The organism is Acidimicrobiia bacterium, from assembly GCA_040880805.1.
Lineage (GTDB): Bacteria > Actinomycetota > Acidimicrobiia > IMCC26256 > DASPTH01 > DASPTH01.
The window spans coordinates 8,207-22,370 of record JBBDHW010000029.1 but is presented as its reverse complement, the minus strand read 5'-3'; the positions used below and the strand labels follow the sequence as shown (position 1 = coordinate 22,370).

General features: G+C 67.8%; 14 protein-coding genes. 6 read left to right on the top strand and 8 right to left on the bottom strand.

Annotation, left to right across the window (positions count from 1 at the left end; all coding sequences use genetic code 11):
* The first annotated feature begins 145 nt into the window (after positions 1 to 145).
* Complete coding sequence (locus WD271_07300) at positions 146 to 1,729, top strand: FadD3 family acyl-CoA ligase (protein MEX1007638.1); 1,584 nt, start codon at positions 146 to 148, stop codon at positions 1,727 to 1,729.
* Between the two features lie 49 nt (positions 1,730 to 1,778).
* Positions 1,779 to 2,522: a TetR family transcriptional regulator gene (locus WD271_07295; protein ID MEX1007637.1), complete on the top strand. Its 744-nt coding sequence runs from the start codon at positions 1,779 to 1,781 to the stop codon at positions 2,520 to 2,522.
* A 16-nt stretch (positions 2,523 to 2,538) separates the two neighbouring features.
* Here WD271_07295 and WD271_07290 read toward each other — a convergent pair whose 3' ends face one another.
* Positions 2,539 to 3,714, bottom strand: coding sequence for an amidohydrolase family protein (locus WD271_07290; GenBank protein MEX1007636.1), 1,176 nt, complete (start codon positions 3,712 to 3,714; stop codon positions 2,539 to 2,541).
* 90 nt (positions 3,715 to 3,804) lie between these two features.
* Here WD271_07290 and WD271_07285 point away from each other — a divergent pair, with 90 nt between their 5' ends.
* Together WD271_07285 and WD271_07280 are read left to right on the top strand one after the other, a co-directional pair.
* Complete coding sequence (locus tag WD271_07285) at positions 3,805 to 4,818, top strand: TlpA disulfide reductase family protein (GenBank protein ID MEX1007635.1); 1,014 nt, start codon at positions 3,805 to 3,807, stop codon at positions 4,816 to 4,818.
* A gap of 32 nt (positions 4,819 to 4,850) precedes the next feature.
* Complete coding sequence (locus WD271_07280) at positions 4,851 to 5,837, top strand: glycosyltransferase (protein ID MEX1007634.1); 987 nt, start codon at positions 4,851 to 4,853, stop codon at positions 5,835 to 5,837.
* On the opposite strand, the gene WD271_07275 is transcribed toward WD271_07280, so the two are convergent.
* From WD271_07275 to WD271_07265, 3 genes are all read right to left on the bottom strand, one after another.
* Complete coding sequence (locus WD271_07275) at positions 5,834 to 7,270, bottom strand: NAD(P)/FAD-dependent oxidoreductase (GenBank protein MEX1007633.1); 1,437 nt, start codon at positions 7,268 to 7,270, stop codon at positions 5,834 to 5,836. The two genes, WD271_07280 and WD271_07275, sit on opposite strands and share 4 nt — an antisense overlap.
* A 5-nt stretch (positions 7,271 to 7,275) precedes the next feature.
* Positions 7,276 to 8,037 carry a PIG-L family deacetylase gene (locus tag WD271_07270; protein ID MEX1007632.1) on the bottom strand — a complete coding sequence of 254 codons (762 nt, stop codon included), beginning with the start codon at positions 8,035 to 8,037 and terminating at the stop codon, positions 7,276 to 7,278.
* Positions 8,038 to 8,114: 77 nt separating this feature from the next.
* Positions 8,115 to 9,029 (bottom strand): NAD(P)-dependent oxidoreductase, encoded by a 915-nt coding sequence (locus WD271_07265; protein MEX1007631.1) that lies wholly within the window; start codon positions 9,027 to 9,029, stop codon positions 8,115 to 8,117.
* A 78-nt stretch (positions 9,030 to 9,107) separates the two neighbouring features.
* Between WD271_07265 and WD271_07260 the strand changes: the two genes are divergently transcribed.
* Positions 9,108 to 9,899, top strand: a complete 792-nt coding sequence (locus tag WD271_07260) for a glucose 1-dehydrogenase (GenBank protein MEX1007630.1) — start codon at positions 9,108 to 9,110, stop codon at positions 9,897 to 9,899.
* 63 nt (positions 9,900 to 9,962) lie between these two features.
* Here the strand turns inward: WD271_07260 and WD271_07255 are convergent, their stop codons facing one another.
* The 4 genes from WD271_07255 to WD271_07240 are packed head-to-tail and all read right to left on the bottom strand — an operon-like array spanning position 9,963 to position 13,724.
* On the bottom strand, positions 9,963 to 10,877 hold the full coding sequence (locus WD271_07255; protein ID MEX1007629.1) for an LLM class flavin-dependent oxidoreductase: 915 nt from the start codon (positions 10,875 to 10,877) through the stop codon (positions 9,963 to 9,965).
* A 10-nt stretch (positions 10,878 to 10,887) separates the two neighbouring features.
* Complete coding sequence (locus WD271_07250) at positions 10,888 to 12,042, bottom strand: acetyl-CoA C-acetyltransferase (protein MEX1007628.1); 1,155 nt, start codon at positions 12,040 to 12,042, stop codon at positions 10,888 to 10,890.
* 54 nt (positions 12,043 to 12,096) lie between these two features.
* Positions 12,097 to 13,299, bottom strand: a complete 1,203-nt coding sequence (locus WD271_07245; protein MEX1007627.1) for a lipid-transfer protein — start codon at positions 13,297 to 13,299, stop codon at positions 12,097 to 12,099.
* Positions 13,296 to 13,724: an OB-fold domain-containing protein gene (locus WD271_07240; protein MEX1007626.1), complete on the bottom strand. Its 429-nt coding sequence runs from the start codon at positions 13,722 to 13,724 to the stop codon at positions 13,296 to 13,298. Before WD271_07240 ends, WD271_07245 begins: the two co-directional genes overlap by 4 nt.
* A gap of 46 nt (positions 13,725 to 13,770) precedes the next feature.
* Here WD271_07240 and WD271_07235 point away from each other — a divergent pair.
* A partial coding sequence (locus WD271_07235; GenBank protein MEX1007625.1) for an amidase family protein occupies positions 13,771 to 14,164 on the top strand: 394 nt, incomplete at its 3' end.

Below are 14,164 nucleotides of genomic sequence, written 5' to 3'. Positions count from 1 at the left end.
CCCCCGCGGCCACTCGCTCCTGGCGAGCTCCCTTCGCTCGCTGCGCTCGCTTCGGTCGCCGCGTGCGCGACACCTTGAAACGGTACTGCGGCAAAGCTTGTACGATCCCGATCCCGGTTCGAGCCTGCGAGCAAAGGGGTGCACGGTGGAGCTGCCGCTCACGATTCCGGCTGTCGTGCGTCGCGCCGCTCAGCTCTACGGCGACATCGAGGGCGTCGTCGACGGCCACGTGCGGCTGTCCTTCGCCGAACTGGCGGCCGAAGTCGACACCGTGGCCCGGGCGATGATCGCGTCGGGCGTCGAACCCGGCGACAAGATCGCGATCTGGGCGCCAAACATCTGGGAATGGGCGGTCGCCGCACTCGGTTGCCACTCGGTCGGGGGGATCGTGATCCCGCTCAACACCCGGTTCAAGGGCAACGAGGCGGGCTACGCGATCGGCGTCGCCGGCGCCGCCCGGCTCTTCACCGTCACCGACTTCCTCGACACGAACTACGTCGATCTCCTCGCCGGCGCGCCCGGTTCGGAGACGATCGGGGAAACGGTCATCCTGCGCGGCAACGTGCCCGAAGGGTGCGTGGGGTGGGACGAGTTCTGCGCGCGTGGCGACGAGATCGACGCGGCAACGGCCGAAGCGCGCGCCGATGCCGTGCAGCCCGACGACCTGTGCGACATCCTCTTCACGTCGGGCACGACCGGCAGGCCGAAGGGAGCGATGCTGTTCCACTCGGCGAGCATCCGTGCCTACGACACGTGGTCCGACGTGGTGGGGTTGCGCACCGGCGACCGCTACCTGATCGTCAACCCGTTCTTCCACGCGTTCGGGCTGAAGGCCGGCATCCTCGCGTGCATCCTGAAGGGCGCGACAATCATTCCCCATCCAGTCTTCGACGTGCCCGCGGTGATGCGCCGGGTCGCGGAGGAGCGGATCAGCATGCTCCCCGGGCCCCCGGCGATCTTCCAGACGATCCTGAATCACCCCGACCTCGACCAGTTCGACCTTTCGAGCCTCCGGTTGTCGGTGACCGGCGCGGCCACGATCCCCGTCCAGATGATCATCGACATGCGCGAGAAGCTCGGCTTCGAGAACGTCGTCACCGGCTACGGGCTCACGGAGTCGCACGGGATCACCACGATGTGCCGCCACGACGACGATCCCGAGACCATCGCCAAGACCGCCGGTCGCGCGATCCCCGACGTCGAGGTGCGCGTCGTCGACGAGCAGGGGAATGTCGTGCCGACCGGCGAACAAGGTGAGGTTGTCGTGCGCGGCTACAACCTCATGAAGGGCTACTACGACAACCCGGAGGCGACGGCCGAAGTGATCGACGCCGACGGTTGGCTGCACACCGGCGACGTCGCGTTCCAGGATGCTGCCGGCAACCTCACCATCACCGATCGCATCAAGGACATGTTCATCGTCGGCGGGTTCAACGCGTATCCCGCCGAGATCGAGAACATCATGATGGGGCACGCCGGTGTCGCGTCGGTGGCCGTCGTCGGTGTCCCCGATCAACGGCTCGGCGAGGTGGGCATGGCATTCGTCATACCCGCCACCGGTGTCGACGTCGCCACCACGGAGCTGATCGCGTGGTGTCGCGCGAACATGGCCAACTACAAGGTCCCGCGCTACGTGGAGCTGGTCGAGAGCCTTCCGCTCAATGCGTCGAACAAGGTGCTGAAGTACGAGCTCGCCGCGCGCGGCAAGCAAGTCGTTGAGAGTTCGTGACCCGCGTTACGCTGCCCCCGGGAGACCGCGGCCCTCGCGGGGAGTTCGCATGACCGGTACGGCAAAAGAAACCGAACGTTCGCGGCATGGCGCGCGGGGCAAGACCGGGCGCCCGGCGCGCCTCGACCGCGAGATGATCGCCCACGCCGCCTACGAGATCGGGCTCGATCGCGTCACGATGAAGGCTGTAGCCGACCAGCTCGGCGTGAGTGTCCCCGGCCTGTACCACCACGTCGAGGGCCGCGACGACCTCATGCAACTCGCCGCCGAGTACTCCGCGTCCCGGATCCATCTCCCCGAGGATCACGGCCAGACCTGGCCCGAATGGCTGCTCGAGTGGTCGCGGGTCTCGCACCGGGCCTTCCTGTCGCAGCCCGAGCTCCTCATTCAGTCGATGCGCGGCTCCACGAGCGTCGATCGGATGGTGATCCACGTCGACGCCGTCACCGGGTTCCTCATGCGGCACGGGTTCGCGCCGGTCGAAGCACGCGACGCCTACACCATCGTGAGCCGGTGCGCGATCGGCGCGGCGATCGCCGACATCCGCCAGACCGAGAGCGGCCGCGGGCTGCTTGCCGAGTACCACCGGGTCCTGTCTGCACGCACACCCGACGAGCTCCCGAACATTCGTCGGCTCGTCGCGGTGATGCAGGACGACGGCCCGACGCTCGAAGAGCAGATCTGCACCGTCCTCGTGGGTATCGCAGTGCGGCGCGGCGAGCCCTGGAAGCCGATTCTCGAACTCGCCCACCCTGCGGCCGAGCACACGGCCTACGAGGCGATGCACCCCTGATCGAGCGCTCGGCTCTTTACGCGGCCACGGGCGTCTCGGTGATGTCCGCGTCGAGATCGAGACCGAGGTGCTCGGCCGCGTTCCCTGCGAGGATCTTGCGGCGGAGTTCGTCGTGGAGGCCGGCGAATGTTTCCTTGATGTAGCGCTGCGACTCGGGGAACGTGCCCACCGAGTGCGGGAAGTCGCTGCCCCAGAGGAAGAGGTCGAGCGGCATCTCCTCCGGCATCTCCTCGCCCATGCGCACCGCGAGCGGCTCGCGCACCATGCCGTAGAGCGCGTGAGTACGCATGTACTCCGACGGCATCTTCGGGAGCTTCAGCTGGAACCAGCTGTTGTACTCGAGGTAGTCGCGGTCCATGTAGTAAAGGTGCGCGGGGAGCAGCGCGGCGTTGATCTCTGCAAAGTAGAAGCGGAGCTCCGGGATCCGGTCGAACACGCCGTGCACGATCATCTGCGCCATCGTGTTGCTGGGTGGTCCCTGCGCGTGCTGGGTCATGCCTGCTTCCGCCGGCCACTGCGACGTGTCGTGCCGCGCACCTCCGATGTTGATCGGTCCGCCGAAGCTGAAGTGTGGCGACAGCGCCATGCCGAGCTCGAGCGACTTCTCCCAGAACCGGTCGTCGTCGGGCTTGGGGCCGCCGCCACCGTTCGGGTACTGGACCATCTGCACGGTCTTGAAGCCCGTCTCGTGCGCGCGTTGGAGTTCCGCAAGCGCGTCGTCGATGCCGCTGATCGGCATCAAGGCGTTGACGATCAGCCGGTCGGGCGCGGGCGCGCTGTACTCCTCGATCAACCACGTGTTGTACGCCTGCACCATCGCCATGTAGACGTCGCGTTCGGGGATCTTCTCGAGGAATCTGCTGGCGAACACGGGTGCGAAGAGGATCTCGGCGTCGATCCCGTCTTCGTCCTGCTCGCGCAGCCGCTGCGCGCCGTTGCCGGTGCCCTCGGCTCGCGAGCCGTCCTCGTGGAAGTAGCTCTGGCCCGCGAACTTCACGACGCCGCGGCCCTTGAGATTCTGGCTCGCGTAGGTGAGGGGCATGCCCTCCATGAGCCAGGCGTCGCCGCCGCCGTCGGGGAGCGTGATGAGCCGGGGCGCGCGGTCCTTGAACTTCTCCGGGACGAACTTCACGAAGTCGGGCGGCGTCTCGATGTGGCCGTCGCCGGAGATGATCTGGTACTTGCGACCCATGGGGGGACCTCCTGCTCGGCTCTCATACTCGCACACGCCGGACGATACGCTGCCCTCGTGACCCAGCTTCCAGCGACCGTGATCGGCGACGTGGCGCGAACCGTCGACGTCACCGTGTCCGACGGCAGGCTTCTCGTCGATCCCGCGCAGCTCCCTGCGGCGCTGGGCTGGGAACTGAAGCCCGAGGGTCTGTGCCGCGACGACATGTGTGTGCCCGTGCGTGACCCGTCCGTGCTCTCCGTGGGCGACCAACTCGACCTCGCCGCGGTGAGTACCGCCCTCGGCCGGCCGATCGTGGTCGATGCCGATGCCCGGCTCGCAGCGGTGGCGCTCGATGCCGAAGCGCGGCGTCAGGCGCTCGACGATTTGGTCGCGCCGCCGTTCGCACTTGCCGATCTCGACGGCAACCTGCACACGCTCCACGAGTGGCGTGGGCGGAAGAAGCTGCTGTCGGCGTTCGCGTCCTGGTGAGGCTGCCGCTATGACCTGCCCGGGTGGCAGGCGCTGCACGACGAGCTGCACGACCAGGGTTTCACCGTAATCTCGGTCGCGCTCGACGACTCACCCGACGACGTTCGGCCGTATGTCGAGGGGATCACGCATCCGTTGCTTATCGACCCGGAGCACGTGCTCACCGAGCTCTACGCGATCAGCAACGTGCCCACCGTGATCTGGATCGACGAGGACGATCGGATCGTGCGGCCCAACGGCGTCGCGTTCAGCAACGACATGTTCAAGGAATTCACGGGTGTGGAATCGGGTCCGCACCTCGACGCCGTCCGGCGCTGGGTTCGTACCGGCGAATTGCCGATTACGCCGGAAGACGCACGTTTCGCGGTCGGCGACCTCACCGGCGACGAGGTCCACGCGCGCCTGCACTTCCGCGTCGCGGCCTACGCGCGTCGGAACGGCGACGACGACACCGCGCAGCGCCACTTCGCGGAGGCTGCGCGGCTCGCGCCGAACGACTTCACGATCCGGCGTGCGGCCATGCCGCTCACCGGCGGCAACCCCTTCGGTTCCGAGTTCATGGAGCTGTATACGGAGTGGCAAGCGGCGGGGAGCCCCTATCACGGCCTGCCCGGCGTCGCGGCGTCGCCGTGAGATCCCAGGAGAAGCCCACGACAACGATTGCGATGGTCCCGCACGAGAAGTTCAGCGCCACGCGCCAGAGCCTCGAGAGCGTGTTGGCCGGCACGCCCGAGCCACACCGGCTCGTGTTCGTCGACGGGGGGTCACCGCGCGACGTCGCGCGCTATCTCGAGGCACAAGCTCGGATCCACGATTTCACCCTGGTCAGGACCGATTACTTCTTGCAGCCGAACGAAGGGCGCAATCTCGCGCTCGCGTACGTCGACACGGAGTTCGTCGCGCTCGTCGACAATGACGTCGTCGTCGACCCTGGTTGGCTGACGCCGCTCGAGCGGTGCGCACGCGAGACCGGGGCGGCGGTGGTTTCGCCGCTGTGCTGCATCGGTCCTGTCGTGCACGCGCGCATCCACCTCACCATCGGTGAGTGTCAGATCATCGAGACGGACGAGCGCCGAGTGATGCACGAACGTTTCGTCGACTCGCAAGCGTCCTTCGACGACGTCTTCCCAGGAGTCGAGCGGGCGCAGTGTGAGCTGGTCGACGCGCATGCCCTCTTGGTGCGATCCGATGCGCTCACGGGCGGCTCGTGCTTCGACGAGGAGATCAGGCTCGAGGAGCACATCGATATCTCGCTCACCATCCGCGATGGAGGCGGGACACTGTGGCTCGAGCCGGGCTCGATCGTGACCTACCTCACGCTGCGGCTCGACCCGTCCGACCTCTTCTTCTACGTGGCGCGTTGGAGCGATGCCTGGAACCGCGTGGGTCTCGCGCACCTTGCGCAGAAGTGGCGACTCTCACGCGACGACCCGTGGCTTGCCGAGAAGGCGGCCTGGGCCTCGAACCATCGGCTGCACGGGTACTTGCCGTACCGGTCGCCGCTCACGCGCCTCCTGCGCCACTACGGGCGCGAACCGCATCCCGTCGTCGACCGGGTGACACAGCGCGTCGCGCTGCGTTATCACGCTAAGCGACGGCTGCGCAGCCCCGCCCCCCGTCTCGCCCACGCAGCCAACTGGCTCAGCCGCTAACGGAGTCGCGTCTCGTAGGCGTCGTCGTCGGGCTTCGCGGTGCGCGCCTCGTAGTCGGACATGGTGTGGGGCCATTGCGTCACGATGCGTCCGCTTGGACCGCGGTAGTAGTTGTTGCAGCTCGCGTTCCACACCTCGACGTGATCGAGATCGTCCTGGAGAGAGCGGTTGTAGACGGCCATCACGTCGGGTCGGACGTCGATCCACGCCAGGGCCTCGTCGTCGAGGCGCGCGAGCTGGCGCATGATGTAGGCGACCTGGCATTCGATCATGAAGAGGATCGAGCCGTTGTTGGTGTTGGGGCCGTAGAGCATGAACAGGTTCGGGAATCCCGAGGTCGTGACGCCGAGGTAGGCCTGCGCGCCGTCGCTCCACGCGTCGGTGAGGCGACGCCCGTGCCGCCCGGTCACCTCGATCGTCGAGAGATATCGAGTGGTTTCGAAGCCCGTCGCGAGCACGATCGTGTCGACCGGTCGGTGGGTCTGGGAGACTGTCGTGATGCCGCCGCCGTCGATGCGTTCGATACCGTCCGTGATCAGTTCGACGTTCGGACGGTTGAACGTGGGATACCAGTCGTTCGAGATGAGGGGGCGCTTGCACCCGTGCGGGAAGTCGGGCGTGAGCTTGGCGCGCACTGCGGGGTCCTCGACGATCGCCATGCTCTGGAGTGCCAACTCCTGGGCTTGGCGGATCGCGGCCGGGTTCGAGAACGTGATAGAGCCCTCGAGGCGCTCCCACACCTGCCGGCGGTCCTCGAGGAGCGCGTCGGGGTCGGTGTGCAAGCGCTCGAGTTGCGCGGTGGTGTACGCGACATCGGCCTTGGGCAGGACCCAGTTGGGCGTCCGCTGGAACACGAGAAGCTGCTCGACGCGGGGCGCGATCTCGGGTACGAACTGCACCGCGCTCGCGGCGCTGCCAATCACCGCCACTCGCTTGCCGGTGAGGTCGTGGTCGTGGTCCCAACGCGCGGAGTGGAACACCGTGCCGGCGAACTCGTCCAACCCCGGGATTTCGGGCCACTCCGGATTGCCGAACATCCCGACCGCACCGATGAGCACGTCGACCTCGTGGTGCTCGCCGGCCTCGGTCGTGAGAGACCACACCGCGCGCTCGTTGTCCCAGTTCGCCGCAGCAATGCCGTTGCCGAGGCGGAGGTGAGGAGCGAGGCCGTACTTGGTGACGCAGTGTTCGAAGTAGGCGCGGATCTCGGGCTGAGTTCCGTACGGGCGCGACCAGTCGCGTTCGAGCTCGAACGAGAACGAGTAGAGCGCGGATGCCACGTCGCACGCGCATCCGGGGTAGGTGTTGTGGAACCATGTGCCACCCACGGCCGGCGCCCGCTCGAAGATCGTGAAGGTGTCGATGCCGGCGTCACGGAGCTTGATTCCCATACAGATCCCGCCGGGACCCGCGCCGATGATCCCTATCCGCATGTCCGTCACGCCTCGCGCATGCGTTCCCAGCCGGGGGGCGGTGGTGCGAGCTGCCAGAACTGCTCGGGCACGCTGCCGCCGATGCGAGAGCCCAGCGCATGGTCGCGATTCAGAGGCGCGAGCTGGGATTGGTAGCACTCGATCGCGGCGCGTTTGCGGTCGTGATCGACCACCGTGGGCACGATCATCGGCGTGGGCCACAGTTCCGAGCGGAACAACTTCGACACCCGCCACGCGAGCATCCCCGGGATGTGCTTGTAGCCGCTGTCCTCGTAGCAGAACCACGTGAGGTCGGTCCGCTCAGACGCCACCAGCAGCCCGGCCTCGTGGGTCGAGACGTGATCGGGGTTCGCGAGCCCCATCGGCAGGAACACCGCAGTGGGCCGCTCGTCGTCGACAACGCGCGAGAGCTCCGCAGCAATCGTCTCGAGCGCCGCCCGTTCTTCCGGCGCGAGATACTGGTAGTCGGCGAACTCGAGCCAGAGGGGACGCGCGTCGAGCACCATCATCGCGGCCAGATCTTCCTCGCGCCGCAACGCAACCACATCGTCGCCCGCTCGGAACCCGCCGAGCGCATCCCACTCCGAGGGCGGGTCCGGATACTGCGGCGGAGGTCCCCCGAACACCGTGGCGACCAGTGAGTCCGGGTGCGCGCCCAACAAATGTGCGGCGCCGAGCGCGGCGTCGTCGAAGTGTGGCGAGAACACCAGCACACGGTCGAGAGTTCGCTCGGGAAGGATGCCCCACGTGATCGGGTTGGGTGCCACCGCGGCACACTACCCGTGCGCGCGAGAGCGAGCGGCTGCGAGTCGGGGTTCCCCGATTCGCAGCGAGCGACCCATCATCAGGACGCCGTGCGGCTCGTTGCCACGAGACGACGGATGCCTTCCTGCCACGAGATCGACGAGTGAAAGCCGAGGCCGTTCAGACGGGTCACGTCGATCGGCAGCGACGGGATCGCGTTCTCGTCGACCTGGATCAGCGGCTCCTTGCCGACGAGATCGCCGATGAGCGCGCACCAGTCTTCGACCGCCACGTTCTCGTCGCCGCCCCAGTTCACGACCGTTGCGGGCACCGACGCGGCCCCCAGGAGGTAGGGGAGCGATCCGACGATGTCGACCAGGTGCAGCGGCGCGTACAACGACGGTCCAATCGGATGTACGCCGATCGGGATGTCGTTGTCGATCATCATCACCTGGAATGTCGGCCAGCCGAAGGTGTCGCCGTACGGGACGCTGAGCCGAGCGATCACGGTGGGGATGCCGAGGCGGGTCGCGGTGTGCTGCACGATCGACTCTGCGGCGATCTTGCTGATCGAGTACGTCTCGTAACCCGCCGCGCGGTGGCTGTCACCGAGCGGTGACGTCTCCGAGAGCGGCACCTGACCCTGCGACTCGTAGACGCCGGCGGTCGAGCACTGGAAGAACGTGTCGACGTCTTTGCACCGATCCATGAGCAGCGCGACACCTTCGACGTTGGCCGCGAAGTCGGCCTCCCAGTCGTTGCTGCGCGCGACCGCGAAGTTCAAGACGCAGTCGAGATCATCCGGGATCTCGTCGAAGTCTGCCGAGCCCAGGTCGACGCGCACGGCCGTGGCACCCGAGGACACGAGCTCTTCGCGCTTCTTCTCGTTCGTGAAGCGCGCGCCACCGAACACTGTGTTCTCGGCCGCGAGTGCCATCGCCAGGGGTCCGCCGACCATGCCGGTGGCGCCGGTGACGAGGATGCGCTTGCCGGTGAGCGGTGCAATGTGTGCCATGGAGTCCTCGCTTTGGGACCGTTCCGAGCGTCGTAGTAGACCACAAATCTGGAGAGGCGTTGGAAGGCAGGTTCGCGGGTGCTGGAGCAATTTCACCTGAGCGATCAGGTTGCCATCGTGACGGGCGCAGGTCGCGGGATCGGTGCCGCGATCGCCGACTCGTTTGGCGAGGCGGGTGCCGACGTGGTCCTCACGGCGCGCACCGTGGCGCAGCTGGAGGAGACCGCGGCCGCGATCCGCGCGCATGGCGGTCGCGTGCTCGCGATACCGGGCGACGTCAACGATCTCGGCTTCCTCGGGGAGCTCGTCGACGAGACCATCCGGGAGCTCGGCCGTCTCGACATCGTGGTGAACAACGCCGGTGGGTCGATCTCGAAGGCGATGCTCGACACCCGAGTGGACGACCTCGAGGCCTCGTTCCACTTCAACGTCTCCGTACCGTTCGAGCTGAGCCGCATCGCGGTGCCGCACATGCTCGAGCGCGGCGGTGGCTCGATCGTGAACATCGGGTCGGTGGCAGGGCGCAACGCGAACCGCGGCTCGCTCACCCATAGCCTCACGAAGGCCGCGCTCGCACAACTCACACGTCTGATGGCCGCCGAGCTTGCGCCGCGCGTGCGCGTGAACGCGGTGCTGCCCGGAGCGATCGAGACCGACGCGCTCAAGGGGTGGCTCGACAGCAGGGGCGCGTCGGCGCGTGAGCAGATGGAGCGAAACACGCCGATGCGCCGTAACGGTCTGCCCGAGGACGTGGCTCCTGCCGTGCTCTTCCTCGTGTCGCCCGCGGCCTCGTGGGTCACCGGCAAGCTCATCGAAGTCGACGGCGGCGTCCTCGGCGGAGTCCTCCCGAGCCACCTCCCTGACCTGTGAGAGAACTTGCGTCGCTCGAGGTCGTAGAGCGCCCACGAACGACGCAGGTTGCGTGTGGGTGAGTCAGACTTTCGTGAGCATGGGGGCGACGCCGGTGGCGAAGGCGGCCATCTGGTCGCAGAGTTCGTCGCAGTCGCGGGCGCGAAAGCGAACCTGGATCTGGTTCACCCCGTGGGCGGTACCCGCGAGGATCTGCTCGCCGAGCTCCTGCGGTGCGCCGGTGAGTGAATCTTCCGGTACGTCCCAGGCGGGCTTGCCCACGTAGAGCCAGGGCACGATGTGTCCGATCATCATCGGCTGGTCGGCCCGCCCGTGCTGTGCACGCGCGTCCTGCAACATCGCGACCATGGCTGCGTCGGACGGCCCTTGGGGGAGCCAGCCGTCGGCGAGGCGCGCCGCGCGCTTGATCGCCGCGGGGCTCGACCCCGCGACCCACACCGGCGGCCGCGGCTGTTGCACCGGACGCGGGCTCGCGCCGAAGCCGTCGACCCACTCGTGCTCGAGCGCGTCGATCAACAACGGAAGCCGCTCGTCGACGAGCTTGCCGCGGCGGTTGAAGTTCACGCCGAGCCGCTCGAACTCGGGCTGCACGTGCCCGGCGCCGATCCCGACGATGGCCCGGCCGCCCGACAGGTAGTCGAGTGTGGAGAATTGCTTTGCCGCGACGAGCGGGTGGCGGTATGGGAGCACGTACGCGTGCGACAGCAGGTTCGTGTGTGACGTGATGCCTGCCAGCCACGACAGCGTGCCGATGCAGTCTTGCCAGAAGGTGCTCATCCGCGACGCGTAGCCCTCGCTGAGCGCGATGTGGTCGCACACGCCGACGTAGTGATACCCGTGCTCGTCGGCTACGCGCGCGACGCGTGCCAATTCTTCGACGCCCGCCTCGCGCTCCCACTCCGCCGCGATCATCTGACTCTGCGCCTGGATCGGTAGCTGGATGCCGTAGACGCGCGTGCCCGCGGGGATCCCGATCATCGGAGCGGGATCACAGGCGCTCGATGATGGTGACGTTGGCCTGGCCGCCGCCCTCGCACATCGTCTGGAGGCCGTACCGACCGCCCGTGCGCTCGAGCTCGTTGAGCAACGTGGTCATGAGCCGCGCGCCGGTGGCGCCAAGTGGATGGCCGAGCGCGATCGCGCCGCCGTTCACGTTGACCTTCGCGAGGTCGAAGCCGCTCTCCTGCTGCCACGCGAGCACGACCGACGCGAACGCCTCGTTGATCTCGACGAGGTCGATGTCGTCTCTGGTCATCCCCGCCTTGCGGAGCGCGTACTCGGTGGCGGCGATCGGCGCGGTGAGCATGAAGACGGGATCGTCCGCGCGCACGCTCAGGTGGTGGATGCGCGCGCGCGGCTTCAAGCCATGGTCGCGGACGGCTTGCTCGCCGGCGATCAGCAACGCGGCGGACGCGTCGCTGATCTGGCTCGACACCGCCGCGGTGATGCGGCCGCCTTCCATGAGCGGCGCAAGCGAACGGATCTTCTCCCAGTTCGGCTCGCGCGGCCCTTCGTCGAACGTGCAGTCGCCGAGTGACACGATCTCGTTTCCGAACCGCCCCTCGGCGCGGGCCCGGAGCGCACGCTCGTGTGACTCGACGGCGAATGCCTCCATGTCTTCGCGGGAGATGTTCCATTTCTCCGCGATCAGTTCGGCGGCGCGGAACTGCGAGATCTCCTGGTCGCCGTAGCGCGCGTTCCAGCCGGGGGACCCGGAGAAGGGAGTCTCGTGACCGTAGGCCTCACCGGCGAGCATCGCGCTCATGATCGGGATCTGGCTCATGTTCTGCACGCCGCCCGCGACGACGAGATCGGCGGTGCCCGACATCACGCCCTGCGCGGCGAAGTGCACGGCCTGCTGCGCCGAACCGCACTGCCGGTCGACGGTGGTGCCGGGCACGTGCTCGGGGAAACCGGCGACCAGCCAGCACGTGCGGGCGATGTCGCCGGCTTGCGGGCCGATGCTGTCGACGTTGCCGAAGATCACGTCGTCGACCGCGCCGGGGTCGATGCCCGTGCGCTCGACGAGGGCGCGGATGGAATGTGCGCCGAGATCGGCCGGGTGGACCTGCGAGAGTCCGCCGCCGCGCCGTCCGACCGGCGTGCGAACCGCGTCGACGATGTATGCCTCGGACCTATTCATTGGTCGACTCCGTTCCGGCGTCCTGGGCGTCCGCCCACGCCTCCACTGCGTCTCCTACCTGCTCACGACCACGGACGATCCGTGACCGAACAGTCCTTGGTTGGCGGTGACGCCAACGGTCGCGCCTTCGACCTGGCGACCGCTCGCCTCACCCCGCAGTTGCCAGACCACCTCGCACACCTGCGCGATCGCCTGCGCCGGAATCGCCTCGCCGAAGCACGCGAGCCCGCCGCTCGGGTTCACCGGGATACGTCCGCCCACGGTGGTCGCGCCGGAACGCAGCAGCGCTTCGGCTTCACCCTCGCCGCAGAGCCCGATGTTCTCGTACCAGTCGAGCTCGAGCGCGGTGGAGAGGTCGTAGACCTCGGCGAGGCTCAAGTCGTCGGGCCCGATGCCCGCTTCCTCGTACGCGCTCCAGGCGATCGAGTCGCGGAAGCCGCGATCGGGCGCGGGGACCGCCGCGCTCGAGTCGGTCGCGAAGTCGGGGAGCTCGAGCACGGTCTGCGGATAGCGCGGCGTGACCGTGGACACGGCCTTCACACGCGGAACGCCGTCGACGCTGCCGAGGTGGCTGCGCGCGAAGTCGACGCTCGACACGATCATCGCTGCGCCGCCGTCGGACGTGGCGCAGATGTCGAGCAGGCGCAGTGGATCGGCGACGACCGGGCTGGCGAGCACGTCGTCGGCCGAGTTCTCCTTGCGGAAGCGCGCGTTGGGGTTCTCGAGCCCGTGGCGGGAGTTCTTCACCTTGACGAGCGCGAAGTCGTTGCTCGTGGCGCCGTAGACGTCCATCCGGCGGCGCGCGTACAGCGCGAAGTAGGTGGGGTTGGTGGCGCCCAGCACGCGGAAGCGAAGCCAGTCGGGGTCGTTCGTGCGCTCGCCTCCCACCGGCGCGAAGAAGCCCTTCGGTGTGGTGTCGGCGCCGACGACGAGTGCGACGTCGCAGAACCCGGCGAGGATCTGCGCGCGCGCGTTGTGGAGCGCGTGCGCCCCGGATGCGCACGCGGCGTAGCTCGACGACACGCGCACGCCCGTCCATCCGAGCTTCTGCGCGAACGTGGCGCCCGCGATGAACCCCGGATAGCCGTTGCGGATCGTGTCGGCCCCGGCCACGTACTGGATGTCGTTCCACTCGAGGGCAGCATCGGACAGCGCGCGGCGCGCCGCGACCAATCCGTAGTCGGTGAAGTCGTTGCCCCACTTACCCCACGGGTGCATGCCCACGCCGAGGACTGCGACATCTCGTTCGCTGCTCATGGCACCGGCTCCCAGACGTACACGAGTGAGTCGTGGTCGTCGTCGTCGTGCGACAGCACTTCGATGGCTATCTGCATTTCCATCCCGACACGAAGGTCGGCCGCATGCACTCCCTTGGCCACCTGACCGAGTACCACGATGCCTTCATCGGCGAGCTCGACCGCGGCGAGTGCGTACGGCTCGAAGGGATCGGCTGTCACGTAGGGCGGCGGCGGCGGGTAGTGGTTCTCCGTGTACGACCACACGCGGCCACGGCGCGACAGCGGCGTGGCCGCGAGCTCGTCGGAGTCGCACGAGGGGTTGGGGCACGCGCCCTCGCGCGGGGGAAACACGATGGTGCTGCACGCGGGACACTGTGCACCGATGAGGTGGGGCTCGTCCCCGACCGTGAACCAGCCGTCGACCACGGGAACTGCAGCTCTCATTTCTGACACACTGGCAGATTAGACGGAGGCCGCGAGAGGAGCACGAGTGGACGAGAGCGTCGCAACGTGGCCGGCAACGAAGCTTGCGGCAGCAATTCGCACGGGAGACCTGTCGAGCCGAGACCTCCTCGATTGCTACCTCGACCGCATCGACCGCCTCGGTGGCGACGTGAACGCGGTCGTCACGCTCGATACCGAACGCGCACGAGCCGCAGCCGCCGCCGCCGACGAGGCGACGACGCTCGGCGGGAGCATGGGGCCACTTCATGGGCTGCCCATCACGATCAAGGACGCGATCGCGACCGAGGGCATCCGGTCGACCGGTGGTGCGAAGGAGCTCGCCGATCACGTGCCAACGGAAGACGCGCCTGCCGTCGCCCGCCTCAAGGCCGCGGGCGCGATCGTGTTCGGCAAGACCAACCTGCCGAAGTGGTCGGGCG